This window comes from Pseudomonas sp. RP-B7, from assembly GCF_059803535.1.
In genome coordinates, this window is the sequence record NZ_JAPFHC010000006.1 from 108444 (window position 1) to 130742 (window position 22299).

Annotated in this window: 22 protein-coding genes and 1 pseudogene; 6 read left to right on the forward strand and 17 right to left on the reverse strand. The window is 62.0% G+C overall.

Features of this window, described 5'->3' with window-relative positions:
• Positions 1–61: 61 nt before the first annotated feature.
• Entirely contained in the window at positions 62–991 is a 930-nt protein-coding gene (tagQ, locus tag OPU96_RS08245; protein WP_192298022.1) for a type VI secretion system-associated lipoprotein TagQ, read from the forward strand.
• A gap of 123 nt (positions 992–1114) precedes the next feature.
• Positions 1115–1489, forward strand: a complete 375-nt coding sequence (locus tag OPU96_RS08250; protein ID WP_058424462.1) for a hypothetical protein — start codon at positions 1115–1117, stop codon at positions 1487–1489.
• A gap of 131 nt (positions 1490–1620) precedes the next feature.
• On the opposite strand, the gene OPU96_RS08255 is transcribed toward OPU96_RS08250, so the two are convergent.
• The 6 genes from OPU96_RS08255 to exbB all read right to left on the reverse strand — a co-directional run bounded on the left by OPU96_RS08255 (position 1621) and on the right by exbB (position 8493).
• Positions 1621–3021, reverse strand: coding sequence for an aminoacyl-tRNA deacylase and HDOD domain-containing protein (locus tag OPU96_RS08255; RefSeq protein ID WP_192298020.1), 1401 nt, complete (start codon positions 3019–3021; stop codon positions 1621–1623).
• 77 nt (positions 3022–3098) lie between these two features.
• Complete coding sequence (recG, locus tag OPU96_RS08260) at positions 3099–5174, reverse strand: ATP-dependent DNA helicase RecG (RefSeq protein ID WP_192298019.1); 2076 nt, start codon at positions 5172–5174, stop codon at positions 3099–3101.
• An 8-nt stretch (positions 5175–5182) separates the two neighbouring features.
• On the reverse strand, positions 5183–6103 hold the full coding sequence (locus tag OPU96_RS08265; protein WP_226454684.1) for a hydrogen peroxide-inducible genes activator: 921 nt from the start codon (positions 6101–6103) through the stop codon (positions 5183–5185).
• Between the two features lie 249 nt (positions 6104–6352).
• Positions 6353–7099: a TonB family protein gene (locus tag OPU96_RS08270; RefSeq protein WP_192298017.1), complete on the reverse strand. Its 747-nt coding sequence runs from the start codon at positions 7097–7099 to the stop codon at positions 6353–6355.
• A complete protein-coding gene (exbD, locus tag OPU96_RS08275; protein ID WP_017735752.1) occupies positions 7096–7521 on the reverse strand; it encodes a TonB system transport protein ExbD in 426 nt (141 codons plus the stop codon). Before exbD ends, OPU96_RS08270 begins: the two co-directional genes overlap by 4 nt.
• Positions 7522–7527: 6 nt before the next feature.
• A complete protein-coding gene (gene exbB / locus OPU96_RS08280; protein ID WP_226454683.1) occupies positions 7528–8493 on the reverse strand; it encodes a tonB-system energizer ExbB in 966 nt (321 codons plus the stop codon).
• Positions 8494–8682: 189 nt separating this feature from the next.
• Between exbB and OPU96_RS08285 the strand changes: the two genes are divergently transcribed.
• A complete protein-coding gene (locus OPU96_RS08285; RefSeq protein ID WP_192298015.1) occupies positions 8683–9534 on the forward strand; it encodes an SDR family oxidoreductase in 852 nt (283 codons plus the stop codon).
• A 125-nt stretch (positions 9535–9659) separates the two neighbouring features.
• Here the strand turns inward: OPU96_RS08285 and OPU96_RS08290 are convergent, their stop codons facing one another.
• From OPU96_RS08290 to OPU96_RS08315, 6 genes are all read right to left on the reverse strand, one after another.
• On the reverse strand, positions 9660–10403 hold the full coding sequence (locus OPU96_RS08290) for a hypothetical protein (protein ID WP_498558954.1): 744 nt from the start codon (positions 10401–10403) through the stop codon (positions 9660–9662).
• 55 nt (positions 10404–10458) lie between these two features.
• Entirely contained in the window at positions 10459–10839 is a 381-nt protein-coding gene (locus OPU96_RS08295) for a RidA family protein (protein ID WP_003176922.1), read from the reverse strand.
• Positions 10840–10863: 24 nt separating this feature from the next.
• Positions 10864–12969 carry a bifunctional GTP diphosphokinase/guanosine-3',5'-bis pyrophosphate 3'-pyrophosphohydrolase gene (gene spoT / locus OPU96_RS08300; protein WP_056860838.1) on the reverse strand — a complete coding sequence of 702 codons (2106 nt, stop codon included), beginning with the start codon at positions 12967–12969 and terminating at the stop codon, positions 10864–10866.
• A 60-nt stretch (positions 12970–13029) separates the two neighbouring features.
• Positions 13030–13293, reverse strand: a complete 264-nt coding sequence (gene rpoZ, locus OPU96_RS08305) for a DNA-directed RNA polymerase subunit omega (RefSeq protein ID WP_003176920.1) — start codon at positions 13291–13293, stop codon at positions 13030–13032.
• Between the two features lie 166 nt (positions 13294–13459).
• Entirely contained in the window at positions 13460–14080 is a 621-nt protein-coding gene (gene gmk, locus OPU96_RS08310) for a guanylate kinase (RefSeq protein ID WP_192298013.1), read from the reverse strand.
• 10 nt (positions 14081–14090) lie between these two features.
• Positions 14091–14954 (reverse strand): YicC/YloC family endoribonuclease, encoded by an 864-nt coding sequence (locus OPU96_RS08315; RefSeq protein ID WP_192298012.1) that lies wholly within the window; start codon positions 14952–14954, stop codon positions 14091–14093.
• A 197-nt stretch (positions 14955–15151) separates the two neighbouring features.
• Between OPU96_RS08315 and rph the strand changes: the two genes are divergently transcribed.
• Positions 15152–15874 (forward strand): ribonuclease PH, encoded by a 723-nt coding sequence (rph, locus tag OPU96_RS08320; RefSeq protein ID WP_017735760.1) that lies wholly within the window; start codon positions 15152–15154, stop codon positions 15872–15874.
• A 22-nt stretch (positions 15875–15896) separates the two neighbouring features.
• Complete coding sequence (locus tag OPU96_RS08325; RefSeq protein WP_192298011.1) at positions 15897–16265, forward strand: DUF4870 domain-containing protein; 369 nt, start codon at positions 15897–15899, stop codon at positions 16263–16265.
• Positions 16266–16323: 58 nt separating this feature from the next.
• Here OPU96_RS08325 and crc read toward each other — a convergent pair whose 3' ends face one another.
• Positions 16324–17103, reverse strand: a complete 780-nt coding sequence (gene crc, locus OPU96_RS08330) for a catabolite repression control protein Crc (RefSeq protein WP_003195493.1) — start codon at positions 17101–17103, stop codon at positions 16324–16326.
• Positions 17104–17185: 82 nt separating this feature from the next.
• Here crc and pyrE point away from each other — a divergent pair, with 82 nt between their 5' ends.
• The gene (gene pyrE, locus OPU96_RS08335; RefSeq protein ID WP_028618476.1) at positions 17186–17830 is read left to right on the forward strand and encodes an orotate phosphoribosyltransferase; all 645 of its coding nucleotides are present in this window, start codon (positions 17186–17188) and stop codon (positions 17828–17830) included.
• Positions 17831–18032: 202 nt separating this feature from the next.
• On the opposite strand, the gene argB is transcribed toward pyrE, so the two are convergent.
• From argB to coaBC, 4 genes and pseudogenes are all read right to left on the reverse strand, one after another.
• Positions 18033–18938 carry an acetylglutamate kinase gene (gene argB / locus OPU96_RS08340; protein WP_017735763.1) on the reverse strand — a complete coding sequence of 302 codons (906 nt, stop codon included), beginning with the start codon at positions 18936–18938 and terminating at the stop codon, positions 18033–18035.
• Between the two features lie 21 nt (positions 18939–18959).
• Positions 18960–20375 (reverse strand): annotated as a pseudogene (locus OPU96_RS08345) (phosphomannomutase/phosphoglucomutase); the annotation flags it as partial.
• A 246-nt stretch (positions 20376–20621) separates the two neighbouring features.
• Positions 20622–21077: a dUTP diphosphatase gene (dut, locus tag OPU96_RS08350; RefSeq protein WP_192298009.1), complete on the reverse strand. Its 456-nt coding sequence runs from the start codon at positions 21075–21077 to the stop codon at positions 20622–20624.
• Positions 21078–21082: 5 nt separating this feature from the next.
• Positions 21083–22291, reverse strand: a complete 1209-nt coding sequence (coaBC, locus tag OPU96_RS08355; RefSeq protein WP_192298008.1) for a bifunctional phosphopantothenoylcysteine decarboxylase/phosphopantothenate--cysteine ligase CoaBC — start codon at positions 22289–22291, stop codon at positions 21083–21085.
• Positions 22292–22299 lie beyond the last annotated feature (8 nt).

Consider the following 22299-nt stretch of genomic DNA (forward strand, 5'->3'; position numbering starts at 1 on the left):
GGAAGGGACTCAGGCGGCCGTGGCCGTGCTGGGCAAGTCAAACTTAAAAGAGAACACACCTATGCTTTTTTCCCGTAAGGCGGTTTCCAAGCGTCACTTGCTGCTGATCGCAGCCGGCTTCAGCACCGTGCTGACCGGTTGCGCCACGTCGCCGGCCTCCAAGGTCGCGTCGAGCACCAAGGTCGAGTACTACCCCAACTGCTACGAGCCGGTGCAGCACTTGCGCGCCACCGACTCGAACATGACCAAGTCGGTTGTCACCGGCGCGGCCATCGGTGCTGCCGGCGGTGCCCTGCTCGGCGTCCTGACCGGCGACAAGGAAAAACGTGGCCGTAACGCCGCCATCGGTGCTGCGGGCGGTGCCCTGGCGGGCGGCGCAGCGGGTTACTACACCGAGCGCCAGAAGCAGATCGCCGATGACAACCAGCGTATTGCCTCGTATGCGGCTGATGTGAACAAAAGCGCCTCCGACATCGACCGCAGCACCGCGTACGCCAAGGCGTCCCAGCAGTGCTACCAGAGCGCGTTCACCAAGCTGGTGGCTGATCGCAAAGCCAAGACCGTCAACGACACCGAAGGCCGCAAGCGCCTGGCGGAAATCGTCGCGGGCCTGAAGGAATCCAATGACCTGATCGTTGCGGTCAACGGTAAAGCGGCCGAAGACCTGAACAACTACACCCAGGCCTACGAGAAAGACCTGCAACAGGTTGGCGTACAGCGTACCGACGTGGTCACCGTGGCCAAGGCCGATACAACGACACCTGTGGTAGCCGCGGGCAAGAAGAAAGGCACAGGCTCCAAGCCGCCGAAAAAGCCGCCGCTTCCAACCGTACCAACAGAAGCGGTGAGCACCGAGAAGACCTTCCAGACCGCCCAGACCAAGCAGGATGAAAGCAAGAAGGTCGCCAGCGCCGGTAAAGCTCAGCTCGAAGGCAGCTGCCGCGATCCGAACCTGGCCGACTGGGCGCCGGTTCCTTGCCCAAACGTTTAAGTAACATGCTGCTATAAGCGTCAAACGCCAGCCGATCTTCCGCTAATGCGCCAGATCGGTGGCGTTCTTTTTGCAAATCGCTACACTGCTGCGGCCACTCAATAATTACCCGAGGCCGTGTGCATGAAATTCCGTCTTCTCCTGTGGGTGCTGGGCCTGATGATGGGCAAAGCCAGCCGCACCAACCCTGCCTTCCAGCAACAACTGGGTGATAAAGACCTGGCCTTCCAGTTGCAGACCCTCGACGGCAAAGTCGCCCGTCACTTCATCGTCAAAGACCAACGCATCACCAGCCGTTCGGGTGTCCACCCGACGCCGGCGTTTGCCATCGCGTTCAAGGACGCTGCCTACGGCTTCGCCACGATGCAGGCGAAGAACAAGCAATTGGCGTTCATGACGGGGATTCAGGACAAGTCGATCCAGATCAAGGGCAACCCGGCGCTGGTGATCTGGTTCCAGGGGTTGACCAAGTATTTGAAGCCGAAGAAAAAGAAGTAGGGTTTTCAGGTAGACCGAGGTGGATTCTTCGCGAGCAAGCCCGCTCCCACATTCGACCGCATTCTCATGTTGGAACTCGGTCAACTGTGGGAGCGGGCTTGCTCGCGAAAGCGGTCTGACAGGCTACAGAGTCAGGGCTGGCTGAACTGTGAGGCCAGTTCGCGCAACAGCACCTCGGCATCCAACACCTTGCCCACCACTTCCTCCGCCTTGTCCCGGGTCAGTCCCAGGCGCTCAAGCAGTTCGTCAGGAATGGCTTCGTCCGGCCCGGAGCCGATGCCTCGGCTGCGCAGCAAGCGCACGGCCAGGCACACCAGGTTCGGATACTCGGCGTACTGACCGTCATAGGTCGGGTCGTGCTGGAAGCGCAGGGCAGTGGACAGTTCGTCCGGCATGTCCCAGTAGCGCATCAGCCAGGCGCCGATCTGCTCGCGGCTGATGCCCAGCAGGTGCTGTTCCACGTAGCTGTGGCATAGGTGCGGGTTGACCTCCAGGTGCCGGCAGATCAACGAGAAGTGCGGCGGGAACACGTGGGCCAGCAGCAGGTAACCGAAGTTGTGCAGCAAGCCGGCCAGGTAGGTCAGGCCGGCTTCCGGGCGCTGGGCGCGTGGCATGGCGCGGGTCAGGCCTTCGATCACGGCGGCGGTGTAGATCGACTGGTGCCAGTACGGCGTGGCCTGGTGCGGGTGGTCCTTGGGCAGGCTCAGGGTCTTGCCCAGGGCCAGGCCCAGTGCCAGATTGATCACCAGGTCGAAGCCCAGCACGCGCACGATGGCGTCTTCCACCGAGCGGATCTTGCCCGGCGAAGCGTAGTACGGCGACGCGGCCCAGCTCACCACCTGGGCGGCCAGGGCCGGGTCGGTTTCCACTACGCCCGTGATGTCATCGATGGTGGCGTTGGGGTCGACGCGCAGCTTGATGATCTTTTGCGCGGTGTCGGCCAGCGGCGGGATCTCAAGGGTCGCTTCCAGGCGCTGCTGGATACGGCGGGCGGTGAACGCCTGCATCGCCTGGGTGATTTCCTCACGGTCATCATTGGGGCGGTCGAGGTTCGGCCGGATGTTGCTCAGGGGCTCGCCGAACTGCGCGGCGCTGGCCTTGGTGAGCATGCTCTTGAAGTGTTCGCTGGCGATCTCCAGCAGCAACCCGGCTTCACCCGAATGCACCAGCAGGTTCGGCTCGTTGAGCAGGCTGCCTTCGTACAGGCACGGCGAGCTGGTCAGTGCCGGCAGGCCGGGCAACAGGCTCAGGTCGTGCTTGCCGAGCATGCGCGCGACGCGATCCGGCGCCACGGCCGTGAGGCGGCGGCCGGTGAGTTCGGCGAGGCGGTTGAGGTCGAGCAGTTGGTTCTGCGGGAACAGCACCATCAGAGCGCCCACGGCATCTTCCAACAACACCGCCTGGACCTTGCGCGCAGGGTTCAAGCCAAGGTGTTCGGTGACTTCCGTGTAGGGGATGGCGAGTTTGGCGAGCAGCGCCTGAATGACCGGCGGAGTGGTCAGTGGGGCTGTGGCGTGGGCAACTTCTGACATGGCCTGATCCAATTTCTTACAGTCGTTGGAGTATAACCAGCTTGATACACATGGGGGTCGTATAAGTGCGCGCAGCGTCACACTTGGCCGTATTGCTGCCCATGTCGGAGCCAGCGGTCCAGCAACGGGCTGACATGTTCCGGCCAACGCTCCAGCAAGGCTTGCGCCGCATCACGCACGGCGGGTAGCAGGTCGGCGTCGCGCATCAGGTCGGCGACCTTGAACTGCAGCAGGCCGGTCTGGCGCGTGCCGAGCATTTCCCCGGGGCCACGCAGTTCGAGGTCTTTTTCGGCGATGACAAAACCGTCGTTGGTCTCGCGCATGATGCCCAGGCGCTGGCGGCCGATCTGTGACAGCGGTGGGTGGTACAGCAATACGCAATGGCTGGCGGCGCTGCCCCGGCCGACGCGGCCGCGCAGTTGGTGCAGTTGGGCCAGGCCCAGGCGCTCGGGGTTTTCGATGATCATCAGGCTGGCGTTGGGCACGTCCACCCCGACTTCGATCACCGTGGTGGCGACCAGCAGTTGCAGGTTGCCGGCCTTGAACTCGGCCATCACCGCGGCTTTTTCCGCGGGTTTCATGCGGCCATGGATCAGCCCGACCTTGAGCTCGCCGAGGGCGCTGGTGAGGTCTTCATAGGTGGTTTCGGCGGCCTGGCAGGTCAGCTCTTCGGACTCTTCGATCAGTGTGCACACCCAGTACGCCTGGCGGCCTTCGGCGCAGGCGCCGCGCACGCGCTCGATCACTTCGACGCGGCGGGTGTCGGTGACCAGCACGGTGTTGACCGGGGTACGGCCGGGGGGCAGTTCGTCGAGGATCGAGGTGTCGAGGTCGGCGTAGGCGCTCATCGCCAGGGTGCGTGGGATCGGCGTGGCGGTCATGATCAGCTGGTGCGGATTCATGCGCCCGCCCACGCCTTTCTGGCGCAGGGCCAGGCGTTGTTGCACGCCGAAGCGGTGCTGTTCGTCGATGATCACCAGGGCGAGGTTCTTGAACTGCACTTCGTCCTGGAACAGCGCGTGGGTGCCGACCACCATCGGTGCGCCGCCGGCGATCTGCTCCAGCGCCGCGGCGCGGTTCTTGCCCTTGAGCTTGCCGGCCAGCCATGCCACTTCCAGGCCCAGGGGTTCAAGCCAGCGCTTGAAGGTGATGAAGTGCTGCTCGGCGAGGATCTCGGTAGGGGCCATCAACGCGACCTGGTAGCCGGCTTCCAGCGCCTGCAAGGCCGCGAGGGCGGCGACCACGGTCTTGCCCGCGCCGACGTCGCCCTGGATCAGGCGCAGCATCGGTTCTTGCTGGCTGAGGTCGTAGGCGATTTCATTGCCGACGCGCTGCTGGGCTCCGGTCGGGGTGAAGCCGAGGTTGGCCAGGTATTGCGCAGGCAACCTGGTGGCCTTGGGCATCGCCGGTGCGCGCAGTGAGCGCATGCTTTCGCGCAGGCGTTGCTGGGACAGCTGGTGTGTCAGCAGTTCTTCGAAGGCCAGGCGGTGCTGGGCCCAGTGGTGACCAAGGGCCAGCTCATCGACATCGGCGTCGGCGGGCGGGTGATGCAGATAGCGGATCGCATCGTCCAGCGGCGCCAGTTGATAGTCGCGGGCCAGCTCCAGCGGCAGCCAGTCGGGCAGGCTTTTCGGGCCGAGCAGGGTCAGGGTCTGCGTGCACAACTGGCGCAGGCGCTGTTGGGTCAGGCCTTCGGTGAGCGGGTAGATCGGGGTGAGGGTGGTGTCCACCGGAGGCGGCTCGTCGCCGGTGATGGCCCGGTACTCTGGGTGGTAGATCTCCAGGCCGGATGCACCGGGCCGCGCTTCGCCGTAGCAGCGCACGCGGGTGCCGCGCTTGAGACCTTCCTTCTGCGCATTGCTGAAATGATAGAAGCGCAGGCTCAGGCCGCCGGTGCCATCCTGCAAGCGCACCACCAGGCTGCGTCGCTTGCCCATCACCACGTCGGCGCCGCTGACGGTGCCTTCGACCACCGCGTCCTGCCCAGGGCGCAAATGGCCGATGGGCACCACGCGGGTGCGGTCCTGGTAGCGCAGGGGCAGGTGGAAGAGCACGTCCTGGAGATTCTCCAGGCCGACCTTGGCCAGTTTTTCGGCCATGGCTTCACCGACACCCTTGAGTGCCGTCACCGATACCTGCGACAGCTCAGTCATACGGTTACTTAGCTCGCAACAGGCGGCTTGGCCACCGAACACAGGCGGATCGAGTCGGCGAGGATCTCAATGGCCTTTGGCCGTGGGAAGCTGGCGCGCCAGGCAATCGCTACGGTGCGAAATGGCACCGGCGGTGTCAGTGGGCGCACTTCGATCACGCCGGGGGCGTAGTGATGGCTGTCGACTGCCGACAGCGGCAGGATCGAGATGCCCAGGCCGGAGGCGACCATGTGGCGGATGGTTTCCAGGGAGCTGGATTCCACGGTGGTGTGTTTGGCGCCGTCGTTGCCCTTGGTCAGGGTCGGGCAGGCTTCCAATACTTGATCGCGGAAACAGTGGCCTTCACCAAGCAGCAGCAGGCTCTTGTCGTTGAGCAGGGCGGCGTCGATGGTGTCTTTTTTGGTCCACGGGTGGTCGGCGGGCATCAACACCTGGAATGGCTCGTCGTAGAGCGGCAGGGTCAGCACGTCGGCCTCGTTGAATGGCAGGGCGATGATGATCGCGTCCAGCTCGCCGTTGCGCAGTTTGTCGCGCAGCACGTGGGTGAAATTTTCTTCGATATACAGCGGCATCTGCGGCGCGACGCGGTGCAGTTGCGGGATCAGGTGCGGGAACAGATACGGGCCGACGGTGTAGATGGCGCCGACTTTGAGCGGGGCGGTCAGCTGGTTTTTACCGGCTTGGGCCAGCTCGCGGATGCTTTGCGCCTGCTCCAGGACTTTTTGCGCCTGGGCCACGATGCCTTCGCCCACGGGTGTGAGGCGCACGGCGCTTTTGCTGCGCTCGAAAATCAGCACACCGAGTTCGTCTTCAAGCTTTTTCACGCCCACCGACAGCGTCGGCTGGCTGACATGGCAACGCTCGGCCGCATGGCCAAAGTGCTGCTCTTGGGCGAGGGTCACGATGTAGCGTAATTCTGTAAGAGTCATAGCGGGCGTCCATGAGGTTGCGGCCAAGCATACCGGCTGCAATCGATAGACACACGTTATCAGAAGTTTGCTGGGGATTGAGCGGGGAATGCCGGGGATTTTGTGGGAAAGAGACTTTATGCAGCGATGAAATCAAATGTGGGAGCGGGCTTGCTCGCGAAAGCGGTGTGTCAGTGATGAATGTATCAACTGACACTCCGCTTTCGCGAGCAAGCCCGCTCCCACATAGGCCGCGCTTGCGCGCGGTATTTAGCGGCGCTTCTCGATGTTGTACACGAACGGTGCAACGATCTCGATGGTGCCACCTTTGAGCATGTCGCTTGGCGGCTTGGGCAGCGGTTGGGCACGACGGATCATGTCCAGGGTCGCACGGTCCAGGTCGGCGTTGCCGGAGCGACCCACCAACTCATAGGACAGCACGTTGCCGTCTGCATCCACCACGAACTTCAGGCGGTTCAGGCCTTCCTTGCCACGGGCCTGGGCGCCGGGCGGGTACTTCTTGTATTTCTGCAGGTGCGCCAGCAGGGTGCCTTCCCAGGATGCCTTGGCGGCAATCTGTTGTGGCGATGGGCCGGGCACGGGCTGGGCCGATTTTTCAGCCGGTGCCTGGGTCGGTGGAGCGTCGCTCGGCGGCTCTTCGGAAGGCTTCTCCTTGACCGGCTCGACCTTTTTCTCCACCGGCTTGGGCGGCTGCGGTTTCGGTTTGGGCTTGACCGGCTTGGGCACCTGGATTGTCGGCTTGGGTGCCTCGGCCAGTTTCGGCAATGGCAGCTCTTCCACCGGCGCTGGCGGTTGCGGCGGCGTGATCACCTTCGGCGGAGCCGGCGGTGGCGGCGCGGGCATCGGCGCCAGGTCGATGACCATGGCAGCCGGCGGCAACTGGACCGTATGCGGCGCGGACCATTGAAGCGCGATGATGATCGCGACGGCATGCACGCCCAGCACGACAGCGAGGCTTGTGCCATACCGCGTCAGTTTGTGGCGCGTCGTGATCATTTCTTGGCTGCCGTCTCAAGTCCGACCAGGCCTACCTTGAGGTAGCCGGCTGCCCGCAGGGCATCCATCACGCTCATCAGGTCGCCGTAGTCCACGCCCTTGTCGGCCTGGAAGAAGATCGTCGTGTCTTTCTTGCCCTGGGTCTTGGCGTCGAGCACCTGGCCGAGGGTTTCGGATTTGACTTCTTCTTCGCCCAGGAACAGACGCTGGTCCGCCTTGACGCTGAGGAACACCGGTTTCTCTGGCCGTGGCGCCGGTTTGGCGCTGGAGGCGGGCAGGTCGACCTTGATGTCCACAGTTGCCAACGGTGCCGCCACCATGAAGATGATCAGCAGCACCAGCATCACGTCGATAAACGGCGTGACGTTGATTTCGTGGTTCTCGACGAGTTCGTCGTCGCCTTGATTCAAATGCAGGCCCATGGCCGATTACCCCACTTTCACCATGTGCGGTTGCGAGCTGCGCTCGGTAGGCAGGTGATCGAGGTCGCGGCTGACCAGCAGCAGGACTTCTGCCGACGCGTCGGATACCTGGGCCTTGTAGCCGGCAATCGAACGGGCGAAGACGTTGTAGATCACTACCGCAGGAATCGCTGCAACCAGGCCTAGGGCGGTGGCCAGCAGGGCTTCGGCGATGCCCGGGGCGACGACGGCGAGGTTGGTGGTCTGGGTTTTGGCGATGCCGATGAAGCTGTTCATGATGCCCCACACGGTGCCGAACAGGCCGACGAACGGTGCGGTGGAACCGATGGTTGCCAGCACGCCGGTGCCGCTGCTCATGTTACGGCCGCAGGCCGCAACCAGGCGCTCGAGGCGGAAAGCCACACGTTCCTTGATGCCTTCTTTTTCGCGGGTGTTGGCCGACAGGCGCATTTCTTCCAGCGCGTCGTGCACCAGAGTGTTGGCCAGGGTGCCCTTCTTGGTCGCGCTTTCGCTGGCTTCCTTGAGGGTGGTGGCTTTTTTCAGGTGGACGATTTCAGCGCGCAGACGACGCTTGGCGCCCAGCAGCTCGAAGCCTTTGGCGATCCAGATGGTCCAGGTGATGATCGAGGCGATGGCCAGGCCGATCATCACGGCTTTCACCACTACGTCAGCGTTCTGGTACATGCCCCATGGGGACAGGTCGTGGGCCATGCCCAGGGTGTTGTCTTCTTCCAGGACCACGCCGGTTTCGTCGGCGGGTGCAGGTGCAGGTGCTGCAGCCAGGGCCGGATCGGTGGCGGCCGGCGCGGCGGCAGGCGTCGCAGTGCTGTGCTCGGCAGCAGCTGGAGCGGCCGGCGCGGTGGCATCGGCGAATGCTACGGTCGGTGCCAGCAGGACGCTGAGCATCAGCGCGGCAATCGCGCGCCAGGCGCGGGACGTGGTTGGCGAAGCGGGGTTTGTATTACGTGTCATGCTGGCCGGACCTGAGAAGAAAAAGTGGGTGATCGTCCTTCCAGACCCGGGGGGGCCGAGGACAAATGGGCGGTTATTATTGCAAGTAATTCTTGTTAACAGAAGTAATACAGTAACTTTATTTGTGCTTTTTCTGGCCGCCGGTCTGCTGCGAGGGCTAATCTAGACCTTTCAGTACGGAGTTTTGTGATGTCTGCGCCTTCTGTTGTGATTGCCGGTTGCGGCGATGTGGGTAGTCGGCTGGCTAGCCAATTGCTGGCCTCGGGATGGGAGGTTCATGGCCTGCGTCGCGATATTTCGCGCCTGCCCGAGGGCGTCATTGGCATCGCCGGCGACCTGTTCAGCAAGGACTGTCCGGACACCTGGCCGATTGGCGGGGTGGATTACCTGGTGTATTGCGCAGCCGCGACCGACCACGACGAGGCCGGGTATCGCGCGGCTTACGTGCAGGGCTTGAAGCATGTGCTGGAGTGGCTGGACGACTACGGCCAGGCGCCGAAGCACCTGCTGTTTGTATCCAGCAGCAGTGTGTATGGGCAGCAGAACGGTGAGTGGGTCGACGAAACATCCGATACCCAGGCCAAGGGCTATTCCGGTCAGGTGATGCTGGAAGCCGAGCAAGTCGCGCTCAATAGCGGCATCCCGGCGAGCGTCGTGCGGCTGACCGGTATCTATGGTCCTGGGCGTGAATGGTTGCTGACCCAGGTGCGCCAAGGCTATCGCGTGGCAATCGACCCGCCTTTATATGGCAACCGTATTCATGCGGACGACGCCGCAGGCTTGCTAGCGTTTTTGCTGCGGCATGTGGAACAGGGCGGGCAGTTGGACAAGGTGTACATCGGCGTCGATGACGCGCCGGCGCCGTTGGCCGAGGTGGTGGATTGGTTGCGCGGGTATCTGGGCGTGACGGAATGGGCGGATGATGCGAGTGTGCGTCGTGCCGGGAGCAAGCAGTGCAGCAATGCGCGGGTGAGGGCTCTGGGTTGGAAGCCAACTTATCCGAGCTATCGCGAAGGTTATGCGGCGATCCTCAAGGGCTGAAACACGGTCAAAAAATGTGGGAGCGGGCTTGCTCGCGAATGCGGTGTTTCAGAAGCACATTCAGTGACTGACACTCCGCATTCGCGAGCAAGCCCGCTCCCACATTTATATCAGCGTGAGGCTGGCTATTGTTTTTCAAGCAACCATTGGCGCGGGCCTGGGGTGAACTGAGGCACTTCATCCGCCTGTGCAGTGTTGACGGCCTGGAAAATTTCCAGCTGCCCGCCTTTGCGCACAAAGATCCAGGGATTGCCCTGGCCATTCAATTGCAGCCAAATGCTGTCGTAACCGCCGCTCATCGACGCACAATCACCCGCCAGGCACAGCGAGTACTGGTCCGCATTCGGCAGGCCGACCACCTTGCCGTTGGCCTGGAACTGCACGATGGCGCCATTGCCGAAGCCGTCGGTGATCTTCCAGTCGCCGCCCAGGTAAGCGGCATATAGCGCCCGTTCGAAGTTGGCGCCCAGTGGGGCACCGTCCGGGGCGGGGTCTTTGGCGCGGGCGAACAGTTGCTCGGGCTCATTGTCGTTGGCCGCTTGCAGCAGTTGCTTGCCTTTGCGCTTGAGTTCGGTGGCGGAGCTGCCGTAGAAATCCACGCGCCATATGCCGGATTGTTCACTCAGCAACTTGCCTTCGGCTACTTCAAAACCGTTGTAGTAGCGTGCCTGGCCAGCCTTGGTGTTGACCTCCCATTCGAGGTTCGGGCCAAAGCTTTGCAGGGCTTCACGCAAAGGGCCGCCCTTGGCCGCTGCATCGATGGCGACCTGGTTGATCCAGGTGCCGCTCACATCGAGGTCGGCGGGGTTGCTGGCGCAGCCGCCGAGCAGCAGGGTGAGCAATGAAGAGGCTACAAGCGCTTTGCGCATTACGAAATCCTTCTGAAACAAAGTCGGCGCAGCCCGTGAGGCTGCGCCGGGTGTTTTACTCGATGACCAGAATCGCGTCCATCTCAACCTGCGCACCCTTTGGCAGGGCGGCTACGCCGATGGCGGCGCGGGCTGGGTAGGGTTGTTCGAAGTATTTGCCCATGATCTCGTTGACCTTGGCGAAGTGGCTCAGGTCGGTGAGGAAGATGTTCAGCTTGACGATGTCCTTGAACGAACCGCCGGCCGCTTCAGCCACGGACTTGAGGTTTTCGAAGACCTGCACGGTCTGTGCTTCGAAGCCTTCCACCAGTTCCATGGTCTTTGGGTCCAGCGGGATCTGGCCGGACATGTAGACGGTGTTGCCCGCCTTGATGGCCTGGGAGTAAGTGCCGATGGCGGCTGGGGCCTTGTCGCTGGTGATAACAGTCTTGGTCATGAGTGACTCCTTGTAAGAGACAGGTTATGCACGCATGCGGGTGATGCGGATCACTCCGGTCAGGGCGCGCAGTTTCTTGATCACGCGGGCCAGGTGCACACGGTCGTGCACGCTGACTACCAGCTGGACCACGCTGATGCGACCATCGCGTTCGTCCATGCTGATTTTCTCGATATTGCCATCGGCCGCATTGACGCTGCTGGCCAGCAAGGCGATCAGGCCGCGCTGGTGTTCCAGTTCGACGCGCAGCTCGACGTTGAATTCGCCGGTAACATCCTTGGCCCACGACAGCTGGATGCATTTTTCCGGGTTGTGGCGGATCTCGGTGATGTTGCGGCAGTTGTCCAGGTGCACCACCATGCCTTTGCCCGCCGACAGGTGCCCGACAATCGGGTCGCCCGGGATCGGCGTGCAGCACTTGGCGTAGCTGAGCACCAGGCCTTCGGTGCCGCGAATCGCCAGCGGGCCTTCGGGGCTTGGCAGTTGTTCGCCTTCGCCAAGCAGGCGACGGGCGACCACGTAGGCCATGCGGTTGCCCAGGCCGATGTCTTCCAGCAAGTCTTCGATGGTTTCCTGGCGGTACTCGTGGAGCATCGCCTGCACGCGTTCGGCCGGGATCTTGTCGAGGGCGCTGTCGAAACCGTTGAGCACCTTGTTCAGCAGGCGCTCGCCGAGGCTGATGGACTCGGAGCGACGTTGCAGCTTGAGGGCGTGTCGGATGTGGGTGCGCGCCTTGCCGGTGACCACGAAGTTGAGCCAGGCCGGGTTCGGGCGGGCGCCCGGTGCGCTGACGATCTCGACCGTGGAGCCGCTTTGCAGTGGCTCGGACAGCGGTGCGAGACGACGATTGATCCGACAGGCAATGCAGCTGTTGCCCACGTCGGTGTGCACGGCGTAGGCAAAGTCGACCGCCGTGGAGCCCTTGGGCAGCTCCATGATCCGGCCTTTGGGCGTGAACACGTAGACCTCGTCCGGGAACAGGTCGATCTTCACGCTTTCGATGAACTCGAGGGAGTTGCCGGCACGTTGCTGCATTTCCAGCACGCCTTTGACCCACTGGCGCGCGCGGGCATGGGTGCCCTTCGGCTGCTCGTCGCCGCTGGACTTGTACAGCCAGTGGGCGGCAATGCCGTTGTTGGCCATCTCTTCCATTTCGCGGGTGCGGATCTGGATCTCGATCGGCACGCCATGCATACCGAACAGCGTGGTATGCAGCGACTGATAGCCGTTGGCCTTGGGAATCGCGATGTAGTCCTTGAAGCGGCCCGGCAGGGGCTTGTACAAATTATGTACAGCGCCCAGCACGCGGTAGCAGGTGTCGACCTTGTCGACGATGATCCGGAACGCATACACGTCCATGATCTCGTTGAAGGCCCGGCGCTTGCCGCGCATCTTCTTGTAGATGCCGTAGATGTGTTTCTGCCGGCCGCTGACTTCGCCCTCGATCTCGTCGATCGCCAGGCAATGGCTCAGGGACTCTTCGATCTTGTTGACGATTTCCTTGCGGTTGCCCCGGGCGCGCTTGACCGCCTGGTAGATGCGCGCCGAACGCATCGGGTGCATGGCCTTGAAGCCGAGGTCTTCGAATTCGATACGAATGGCGTGCATGCCCAGCCGGTTGGCGATGGGCGCGTAGATTTCCAGGGTTTCCTTGGCGATGCGCCGGCGTTTTTCGCCGGACAGCACTTCCAGCGTGCGCATGTTGTGCAGCCGGTCGGCCAGCTTGACCAGGATCACCCGGATGTCGCGGGCCATGGCCATGGCCATCTTCTGGAAGTTTTCCGCCTGGGCTTCGGCCTTGGTCTCGAAGTTCATCTGGGTCAGTTTGCTGACCCCGTCGACCAGTTCGGCCACGGTTTCGCCAAATTGTGCGCTGAGCGCTTCCTTGGCGATGCCGGTGTCTTCGATCACGTCATGCAGCATCGCGGCCATCAGGCTCTGATGGTCCATGTGCATGTCGGCAAGAATGTTTGCCACCGCAAGAGGATGGGTGACATACGCCTCGCCACTGCGGCGGCGTTGGCCGTCATGGGCTTGTTCGGCGTAGAAATACGCTCGGCGGACCAGGTTGACCTGGTCTGGGCCGAGGTAGGCCGATAAGCGATCGGCGAGGGCGTCTATGCTCGGCAAAGTGTTAACTCCTGCCGATGGCTGTGACCCCGCGCCGTGCTACGTCGACCAGGCATAGGCTTAGACGGCCTCGTTGGACTCGTCCTCGAACGCTGCAAACAGCGGTTCGTCTTCAACGATTTCAGCGTTGGCGATGAACTCGTAGCTCATCAGGCCTTCAGCGATTTCACGCAGGGCTACAACGGTAGGCTTGTCGTTTTCCCACTGGACCAGTGGCTCTTTGCCGCCAGTGGCCAGTTGACGGGCACGCTTGGTAGAGAGCATGACCAGCTCAAAGCGGTTATCCACGTGTTCTAGGCAGTCTTCAACGGTTACGCGGGCCATGGTATTCCTCGGAGCGAATGCAAGATGCGCGCTGCCCGGTTGGGCGAGCGGACTGAACAGTTTAAAAAATCACCAGCGTTTAGGGAAGCGCTGATTTTTCGCGAGCCTTCGTAAACCGCCGCAAGTGCCAATGTAAAGCCCTTGCAGCGGTTTTGGGAAGAGCCAATCAGCCGAGCAGTTCAGCCAATAATTTGCCGAAACGCTGCTGTTGACGCTTTTGCTGGAGCTGATTGGTGCGGAAAATCGCCTTCAAATCATCCAGCGCGTGGGAAAAGTCGTCGTTGATGATCAGGTAGTCGTAGTCGACGTAGTGGCTCATTTCGCTGACGGCTTCACGCATGCGGCCTTCGATGATCTCGTCGCTGTCCTGGCCGCGGTTGGTCAGGCGCTGGTGCAAGGCGTCGAGGGATGGCGGCAGGATGAAGATCGAGCGCGCCTGGGGCATCAGCTTGCGTACTTGCTCGGCGCCCTGCCAGTCGATTTCCAGGATCAGGTCGTGGCCTTCGTCCAGGGTCTGCTGCAGGTGGCTTTGCGAGGTGCCGTAGAGGTTGCCGAAGACTTCGGCGCGTTCGAGGAAGTCGCCGTGTTCGATCATCTTGACGAATTCGGTGCGCTCGACGAAGTGATAGTGCACGCCGTTCACCTCGCCCGGGCGCATGGCGCGGGTGGTGTGGGAGACCGAGATGCGGATCTGCGCGTCAGCGTCGGTCAAGGCCTTGACCAGGCTGCTCTTGCCCGCGCCCGAAGGAGCGGAAATGATGTAAAGGGTGCCGGTGCTGTGGGTCATGGAAGTTGCCTTACTCAATATTCTGTACTTGTTCGCGCATCTGCTCGATCAACACTTTAAGGTTGACCGCCGCTTGTGTGCTGCGCGGATCGAACGCCTTGGAACCCAGTGTATTGGCTTCCCGGTTGAGTTCCTGCATCAGGAAGTCCAGGCGCCGACCGGCGGCGCCGGCGGACTTGAGCACGCGGCGCACTTCAAGGATGTGGGTGCTCAGGCGGTCGAGCTCTTCGGCGACGTCGCTCTTTTGCGCCAGCAGCACCATTTCCTGCTCCAGGCGCGTCGGGTCGAGGTCGGCTTTCATGTCGGTGAAGCGATCGAGGACCTTCTGGCGTTGGGTCGCCAGCATCTGCGGTACCAGCTCGCGCAGGGTGACCACGTCTTCTTCGATCGACGTCAGGCGTTCGTTGATCAAACGGGCCAGTTCGGCGCCTTCACGCTCGCGGCCGGCTTTCAGTTCCTTCAAGCCCTGGTTGAACAGGGCGAGGGCTTCGGCGTTGAGGGCTTGCGGGTCGCTGGCGTCGGCCACCAGCACGCCGGGCCAGGCCAGGACTTCCAGGGGGTTCAGCGCGGCGGGTTGCTTGATCAGGCCGGCGATGGTCTCGGCGGCGGCGACCAGTTGCGCGGCGCGGTCGCGGTCTACCTGCAGCGGCTTGCCGGTGGTTTCCTCGGTAAAACGCAGGGTGCACTCCAGCTTGCCGCGGGAGATGCCCTGGCGCAGTGCTTCACGGACGGCGCCTTCGAGGTCGCGGAACGATTCCGGCAGGCGCAGGTGCGGCTCCAGGTAGCGGCTGTTGACCGAGCGCAGTTCCCAGCTCAGGGTGCCTTGGACGCCGGCTTTTTCGACGCGGGCGAAGGCGGTCATGCTGTGCACCATGGAGGTACCTCGCGTTGCAGCCCGTGTACTCGGGCTGATGGTTAAGAAGGCGCAGGATTGTAGCGCAGTGGGGCGAGCGCGCCCAAACAATGGGCGACGGCCCGAGCATTCGTAAGCGAATTTTTTAGGCGTGCCCCGAATCGGTTCGCGGCTCTATAATGTCCGGCAGTTTTTCGTCCTCTGTACAGGTATCCCCTATGAAACGTCCAAGTGGTCGCGTTGCCGATCAGCTCCGCTCGATCCGCATCACCCGCAACTACACCAAACACGCCGAGGGTTCTGTACTGGTCGAGTTTGGCGATACCAAGGTGATCTGCACCGTCAGCGTCGAAAACGGCGTGCCACGTTTCCTCAAAGGCCAGGGCCAGGGTTGGTTGACTGCCGAGTACGGCATGCTGCCGCGCGCCACCGGCGAGCGTAACCAGCGTGAAGCCAGCCGTGGCAAGCAAGGCGGGCGCACCCTGGAGATCCAGCGCCTGATCGGCCGTTCCCTGCGCGCGGCGCTGGACATGTCCAAGCTGGGCGATGTGACCCTGTACGTCGACTGCGACGTGATCCAGGCTGACGGCGGCACCCGCACGGCATCCATCACCGGCGCCATGGTGGCCCTGGTTGATGCACTCAAAGTGATCAAGAAGCGTGGCGGCCTGAAAGGTGGCGACCCGCTCAAGCAAATGATCGCCGCCGTATCGGTGGGCATGTACCAGGGCGAGCCTGTACTGGACCTGGACTACCTGGAAGACTCGGCTGCCGAGACCGACCTGAACGTGGTGATGACCAGCACCGGTGGTTTCATCGAAGTGCAGGGCACCGCCGAAGGCGCGCCATTCCAGCCGGCCGAGCTGAACGCCATGCTCGCCCTGGCCCAGAAGGGCATGACCGAGATCTTCGAACTGCAGAACGCCGCACTGGCTGACTGAACCCGTCTCAAGGAGAAGCGCCATGAATGACAACCAAGTGCCGGTACCTACGCCTTCCTACGAAGTGCGCCAGGGCGCGATGTTGTGCCATCTCGCGGCGTTTCTGGGGTTTATATTCCCCTTCGGCAGCGTCGTGGGGCCGCTGATCCTGTGGCAGATGAAGAAGGAATTGGACCCGTTCATTGATGATCAGGGCAAGGAGGCGCTGAATTTCCAGATCACCGTGGCCATCGCCTGGATTGTTTGCATCGTGTTGGCTTTTGCGGTCATCGGGTTTTTCCTGATGACGGCGCTGGCCATCGCCGGTGTGGCGCTGACGATCATCGGCGCGATCAAGGCCAACAAGGGCATCGCCTACCGCTATCCCTTGACCTGGCGCCTGATCAAATAATGAACGCCCACAAAAAAACCGACAGCGATGTCGGTTTTTTTGTGCCTGGAAAAAGACCTTAGATGGTCAGTGTCCAGTCGTAGTCCACGATCAGCGGCGCGTGCTGCGAGAAGCGCGGCTGGCGCGGCAAGCGTGCGCTGCGAACAAACCGGCGCAGGCCAGGGGTCAGCAACTGGTAGTCGAAACGCCAGCCCAGGTTGAGCATCTCGGCCTGTTCGTTGTCTGGCCACCAGCTGTACTGGTCGCCTTCGCGGCTGACTTCGCGCAGGGCATCGACATAACCCATGTTGCCGACAATCTCGTCCATCCAGGCCCGTTCCGGCGCCAGGAAGCCCGGGGATTGCTGGCTGTCACGCCAGTTCTTGATATCCAGCTTCTGTTGCGCCACGTACAGCGAGCCACAATAAATGTACTCGCGACGCTTGCGTCGCTGTTTATCAAGGTAACGGGCGAAATCGTCCATTAGCTTGAACTTCTGGTTCAAGTCTTCATCGCCGTTCTGCCCCGAAGGAAGCAGCAAGGTCGCGATGCTGACCTTGTCGAAATCGGCTTGCAGGTAGCGCCCGTAGCGGTCGGCTGTCTCGAAGCCGAGGCCGCTGATGACCGCCTTGGGTTGCAACCGCGAGTACAAAGCCACGCCACCTTGGGTGGGCACTTCGGCATCGCAGGCATAAAGGAAGTAGCCATCCAGTTGGAAGGCTGGGTCGTCCAGTTCAAAGGCGGAGGCGCGGGTGTCCTGCAGGCAGATGACGTCGGCATTCTGGGCTTGCAGCCAACTGAGCAAACCACGCTCGACTGCAGCCTGAATACCATTAACGTTCACACTGATGATCCGCATAAATGGCCCCAAAAATCGCGTGCGTGTATGATACACGCCGTCTACCTAATTAGCTAAATCCGTGGTATCTGAGGCTTTTTTCATGCAGGCGTATCAACGCGATTTCATTCGTTTTGCCATCGATCGCGGCGTTTTGCGCTTCGGTGAGTTCACTTTGAAGTCCGGGCGCACCAGCCCGTACTTCTTCAATGCAGGCTTGTTCAACTCGGGCTCGGCCCTGGCGCAACTGGGTCGTTTCTACGCAGCGGCCATCGTTGAAAGCGGTATTTCCTTTGATGTGCTGTTTGGCCCAGCCTACAAGGGCATTCCTTTGGCGGCCGCTACGGCCGTGGCGTTGGCGGAGCATCATGGGCAGGATCTGCCTTGGTGCTTCAACCGTAAAGAGGCCAAGGCCCACGGCGAAGGCGGCAGTCTGGTCGGGGCGCCGCTCAAGGGTGACGTGCTGATCATCGACGACGTGATCACCGCTGGCACCGCCATCCGCGAAGTGATGCAGATCATCGCTTCCCAAGACGGCGCCAAGGCCGCTGGCGTGCTGATCGCGCTGAACCGCCAGGAGCGTGGCAACGGTGAATTGTCGGCGATCCAGGAAGTGGAGCGCGATTTCGGCATTCCGGTGGTGAGCATCGTGTCGCTGAACCAGGTGCTGCAGTTCCTGGAAGATGATCCGCAGCTCAAGCAGCATTTGCCGGCGGTGCGTGCGTACCGCGAGCAGTTTGGCGTCTGACGCAGTAAGTCCTGTGGGGTGGGCTTGTGTGGGAGCGAGCTTGCTCGCGAATACGGTGTTTCAGAAACATATCTGCTGACTGACACTCCGCTTTCGCGAGCAAGCCCGCTCCCAAAAGGGGATCTCCATTGGTCTACAGGTTCAGCGCACATAAAAAAGGCCCCGCTCAATCAAATTGAGCGGGGCCTTTTGTTTGTAGCGTTTAAGGACGCTTGCGGTTACTGATCAGTGTGCCCACACCGGTATCGGTGAAGATTTCCAGGAGGATTGCATTCGGAACCCGGCCGTCGAGGATCAGCGAGCTGCCCACGCCACCTTGCACCGCTTCCAGTGCGCAACGGATCTTCGGCAGCATGCCGCCGTAGATGGTGCCATCGGCGATCAACTCGTCCACTTGTTGCGTGGTCAAGCCGGTCAACACCTTGCCTTCCTTGTCCATCAGGCCGGCGATGTTGGTCAGCAGCATCAGCTTTTCAGCCTTCAGCGCTTCCGCCACCTTGCCTGCTACCAGGTCGGCGTTGATGTTGTAGGACTCGCCGTTGGCGCCCACGCCGATAGGCGCGATCACCGGGATAAAGTCACCCTTGACCAGCAGGTTCAGCAGGTCGGTGTTGATACCGATCACTTCGCCCACCTGGCCGATGTCGATGATTTCCGGCTGGGTCATTTCCGGCGTCTGACGGGTGACTGTCAGTTTTTTCGCGCGGATCAGTTCCGCGTCCTTGCCGGTCAGGCCAATGGCGCTGCCGCCGTGGCGGTTGATCAGGTTGACGATGTCCTTGTTCACCTGGCCACCGAGGACCATTTCCACCACATCCATGGTCTGTGCGTCAGTCACGCGCATGCCATCGATGAAATGACTCTCGATCGACAAGCGCTTGAGCAGGTCGCCGATCTGCGGGCCGCCACCGTGGACCACCACCGGGTTGATCCCCACGGCTTTCATCAGCACGATGTCACGGGCAAAGCCGGTTTTCAGCTCTTCGCTTTCCATGGCATTGCCGCCGTATTTGATCACCAGCGTCTTGCCGACGTAGCGTCGAATGTAAGGCAACGCTTCGGAAAGGACCTTGGCGGTGTTGGCAGCGGCTTCGCGTTCGAGGGTCATTCAGGGCTCCGGTGCAAAAAATCAGAACGGTAATTGGAGATCAGGGGCAACACGTTTCAACTGGGCGTGGAACACGTCCTTGATGCGCTGCAACTCAGCCTCGGTATCCGCCTCGAAACGCAGGACCAGCACCGGTGTGGTGTTGGACGCGCGAACCAGGCCCCAGCCTTTGGCGTAATCGACTCGCACACCATCAATGGTGGTCAGGTTGGCGCCTTCGCCCCATTGCGCATCGTGCAGTGCGTCAATGATGCTGAATTTGCTCTCCTCGGTCACATGGATATTGATCTCTGGCGTAGAAATATCATTCGGGAAGGTCTCAAACAGCTCTTGGGCCGTGGATTTTTCCTTGCTGAGGATCTCCAGCAGACGAGCGGCGCTGTAAATGCCGTCGTCAAAACCGAACCAGCGTTCCTTGAAGAACACGTGACCGCTCATTTCGCCGGCCAACAGGGCGCCGGTTTCTTTCATTTTCTTTTTGATCAACGAGTGGCCGGTCTTCCACATTAGCGGGCGGCCGCCATATTCCTTGATCAGCGGGGTGAGGCGGCGGGTGCACTTGACGTCGAAGATGATCTCGGCGTTGGGGTTGCGCGCCACCACGTCACGGGCGAACAGCATCAGCAGGCGGTCTGGGAACACGATCTCGCCGGTTTCGGTCACTACGCCGACGCGGTCACCGTCGCCGTCGAAGGCCAGGCCGACATCAGCCCCGGTTTCCTTGACCTTGGCGATCAGGTCCACCAGGTTTTCGGGCTTGCCCGGGTCCGGGTGGTGGTTGGGGAAGTGGCCGTCGACTTCGCAGAACAGCGGGATCACTTCACAGTTCAGCGCTTCGAGCAGTTGCGGTGCGATCACGCCGGCCGCGCCGTTGCCGCAGTCCACGACCACTTTGAGGCGGCGGGCGAGCTTGACGTCGCGGGTAATTTCATCGGCGTAGCGCGGCAGGATGTCGACCTTGGTGATGCTGCCTTTGCCGCTGCTCAGGTCGTTGGTCTTCAGGCGTGTGTGCAGGGCCTGGATCTGTTCGTTGGCCAGGGTGTCGCCAGCGATGACAATCTTGAAGCCGTTGTAGTCCGACGGGTTATGGCTGCCGGTGAGCATCACCCCGGACTTGCCGGCCAGGACGTTGGCGGCGTAGTACAGCGCCGGTGTTGGCACCAGGCCGACGTCGCTGACGTGGCAACCACTATCGGCCAGCCCCTGGATCAGTTGCTCCACCAACTCCGGGCCAGACAGGCGGCCGTCACGGCCAACCGAGACATTGGGCTCATCCTGCGCCAGGCTTTGGGCGCCAATGGCGCGGCCGATCCAGTAGGCGGTTTCGGCGGTCAGGGTCTTGGGCACTACGCCACGAATGTCGTAGGCGCGAAAGATGCTGTCGGGGAATGTCGGGGCTACTCGGGCTGCGGTACTCATCGCGGGGGGAAACTCCATCTGAAAGGGGCAAGGCTGGCCGTAAAGCGGCTGACCGGCAGGCTCAAACTGAAGGGTATGACGGCTTTTTCGGCAGAGAGTTCGTGGTGCAAAAATGCCATCGGAGCAGTCGCTCCGTGCTTCATCGTGCGTAATCTGTTGATTTAGCTCGTGAAATCTCGCTGATTAGGTCCGCGCATTCTTCATCCCGAAAAGCCATGCGGTGGCATCGCACCGGGCTGGGCTGCCCGGTTTGATTCAGCGTAGTCAGTGGCTGCCAGAATGGCCAAAGCCGCCTGCGCCACGTTGTGTTTCAGCAAATTCCGTAACCAGTTCGAAGTGCGCCTGCACCACCGGCACCAGCACCAGCTGCGCGATGCGCTCGCCGACGGCGATGTTGAACGCGGTCTGGCCACGGTTCCAGCACGACACCATCAACTCGCCCTGGTAGTCCGAGTCGATCAGGCCGACCAGGTTGCCCAGCACGATCCCGTGTTTATGGCCCAGGCCCGAGCGCGGCAGAACCAGCGCGGCCAGGCCCGGATCGCCGATGTAGATCGACAGGCCGGTGGGAATCAGGACGGTCTGGCCCGGTTCAAGGACGGTGTCTTCCTTGAGCATGGCGCGCAGGTCCAGGCCGGCGGAGCCTTCGGTGGCGTAGGCCGGCAGTGGGAAGTCGGTGCCGATGCGGGGGTCGAGGATCTTGGCTTGCAAAGCGTGCATGGAAATTAAACCTGGTTCAGCCGTTGGGCGATAAATGAGATCAGTTGGCGGGCAATCTTGCCTTTGCTGGTCTGGGCGAAAAGGGTGGCGTGCAGCTCGCGGTCGATCACGCTGCAGGCGTTTTCCTCACTGTTGAAGCCGATGCTCGGGTTGGCGACATCGTTGGCAACGATCAGGTCGAGGTTTTTGTCTTTCAATTTGCGCGAAGCATAGTCCAGCAGGTGCTCCGTCTCGGCGGCGAAACCAACGCTGAACGGACGGTCCGGACGGGTGGCAATGGTGGCCAGGATGTCTGGGTTGCGCACCATTTGCAGGAGCAGGCCGTCACCGCTCGTAGGGTCTTTCTTGAGCTTTTGCGGGGCGACGACTTCCGGGCGGTAATCCGCAACCGCTGCCGAGGCGATAAACAGGTCGCACGGAATCGCCGCTTCACAGGCCGCAAGCATGTCCCGTGCGCTGACGACGTCGATTCGCGTGACGCGATCGGGGGTCGGCAAATGCACCGGGCCGGTGATCAGGGTGACGCGTGCGCCTGCCTCGACCGCCGCTTCCGCCAAGGCAAAGCCCATTTTTCCTGAGCTATGGTTGGTGATGTAGCGCACCGGGTCGATGTTTTCCTGGGTCGGCCCGGCGGTGATCAGCACGTGCTTGCCGGTCAGGGCCAGGTGTTGGAAGCACTCCGCGGCGCACAACGCCAGGTCGGTGGCTTCAAGCATGCGACCCATGCCGACGTCACCGCAGGCCTGGCTGCCGGAGGCCGGGCCGAACACCTTGAGGCCACGGCTTTGCAGGAGTTGGGTGTTGGCCTGGGTGGCCGGGTCGCGCCACATGGCCTGGTTCATGGCTGGGGCGATGGCGACGGTGGCGTCGGTGGCCAGTACCAGGGTGGTCAGCAGGTCATCGGCGATGCCTTGGGCCAGGCGGGCGATCAGGTCGGCGGTGGCCGGGGCGATCAGTACCAGGTCGGCCCATTTGGCCAGCTCGATGTGGCCCATGGCGGCTTCGGCGGCCGGGTCCAGCAGGTCCAGGTGAACCGGGTGGCCGGACAGCGCCTGCATGGTCAGAGGGGTAATGAACTCACTGCCACCGCGGGTCATGACCACGCGCACTTCGGCGCCCTGGTCCAGGAGCCTGCGAACCAGTTCTGCGCTCTTGTAGGCGGCAATGCCGCCGCCGACGCCGAGAACGATGCGTTTCCGATACAGACGCTGCATTGGTTTGC

Coding starts and splice junctions, on each gene's coding strand:
- tagQ (WP_192298022.1), top strand. CDS start 62: ATGCTTTTTTCCCGTAAGGCGGTTTCCAAGCGTCACTTGCTGCTGATC.
- OPU96_RS08250 (WP_058424462.1), top strand. CDS start 1,115: ATGAAATTCCGTCTTCTCCTGTGGGTGCTGGGCCTGATGATGGGCAAA.
- OPU96_RS08255 (WP_192298020.1), bottom strand. CDS start 3,021: ATGTCAGAAGTTGCCCACGCCACAGCCCCACTGACCACTCCGCCGGTC.
- recG (WP_192298019.1), bottom strand. CDS start 5,174: ATGACTGAGCTGTCGCAGGTATCGGTGACGGCACTCAAGGGTGTCGGT.
- OPU96_RS08265 (WP_226454684.1), bottom strand. CDS start 6,103: ATGACTCTTACAGAATTACGCTACATCGTGACCCTCGCCCAAGAGCAG.
- OPU96_RS08270 (WP_192298017.1), bottom strand. CDS start 7,099: ATGATCACGACGCGCCACAAACTGACGCGGTATGGCACAAGCCTCGCT.
- exbD (WP_017735752.1), bottom strand. CDS start 7,521: ATGGGCCTGCATTTGAATCAAGGCGACGACGAACTCGTCGAGAACCAC.
- exbB (WP_226454683.1), bottom strand. CDS start 8,493: ATGACACGTAATACAAACCCCGCTTCGCCAACCACGTCCCGCGCCTGG.
- OPU96_RS08285 (WP_192298015.1), top strand. CDS start 8,683: ATGTCTGCGCCTTCTGTTGTGATTGCCGGTTGCGGCGATGTGGGTAGT.
- OPU96_RS08290 (WP_498558954.1), bottom strand. CDS start 10,403: ATGCGCAAAGCGCTTGTAGCCTCTTCATTGCTCACCCTGCTGCTCGGC.
- OPU96_RS08295 (WP_003176922.1), bottom strand. CDS start 10,839: ATGACCAAGACTGTTATCACCAGCGACAAGGCCCCAGCCGCCATCGGC.
- rpoZ (WP_003176920.1), bottom strand. CDS start 13,293: ATGGCCCGCGTAACCGTTGAAGACTGCCTAGAACACGTGGATAACCGC.
- gmk (WP_192298013.1), bottom strand. CDS start 14,080: ATGACCCACAGCACCGGCACCCTTTACATCATTTCCGCTCCTTCGGGC.
- OPU96_RS08315 (WP_192298012.1), bottom strand. CDS start 14,954: ATGGTGCACAGCATGACCGCCTTCGCCCGCGTCGAAAAAGCCGGCGTC.
- rph (WP_017735760.1), top strand. CDS start 15,152: ATGAAACGTCCAAGTGGTCGCGTTGCCGATCAGCTCCGCTCGATCCGC.
- OPU96_RS08325 (WP_192298011.1), top strand. CDS start 15,897: ATGAATGACAACCAAGTGCCGGTACCTACGCCTTCCTACGAAGTGCGC.
- crc (WP_003195493.1), bottom strand. CDS start 17,103: ATGCGGATCATCAGTGTGAACGTTAATGGTATTCAGGCTGCAGTCGAG.
- pyrE (WP_028618476.1), top strand. CDS start 17,186: ATGCAGGCGTATCAACGCGATTTCATTCGTTTTGCCATCGATCGCGGC.
- argB (WP_017735763.1), bottom strand. CDS start 18,938: ATGACCCTCGAACGCGAAGCCGCTGCCAACACCGCCAAGGTCCTTTCC.
- dut (WP_192298009.1), bottom strand. CDS start 21,077: ATGCACGCTTTGCAAGCCAAGATCCTCGACCCCCGCATCGGCACCGAC.
- coaBC (WP_192298008.1), bottom strand. CDS start 22,291: ATGCAGCGTCTGTATCGGAAACGCATCGTTCTCGGCGTCGGCGGCGGC.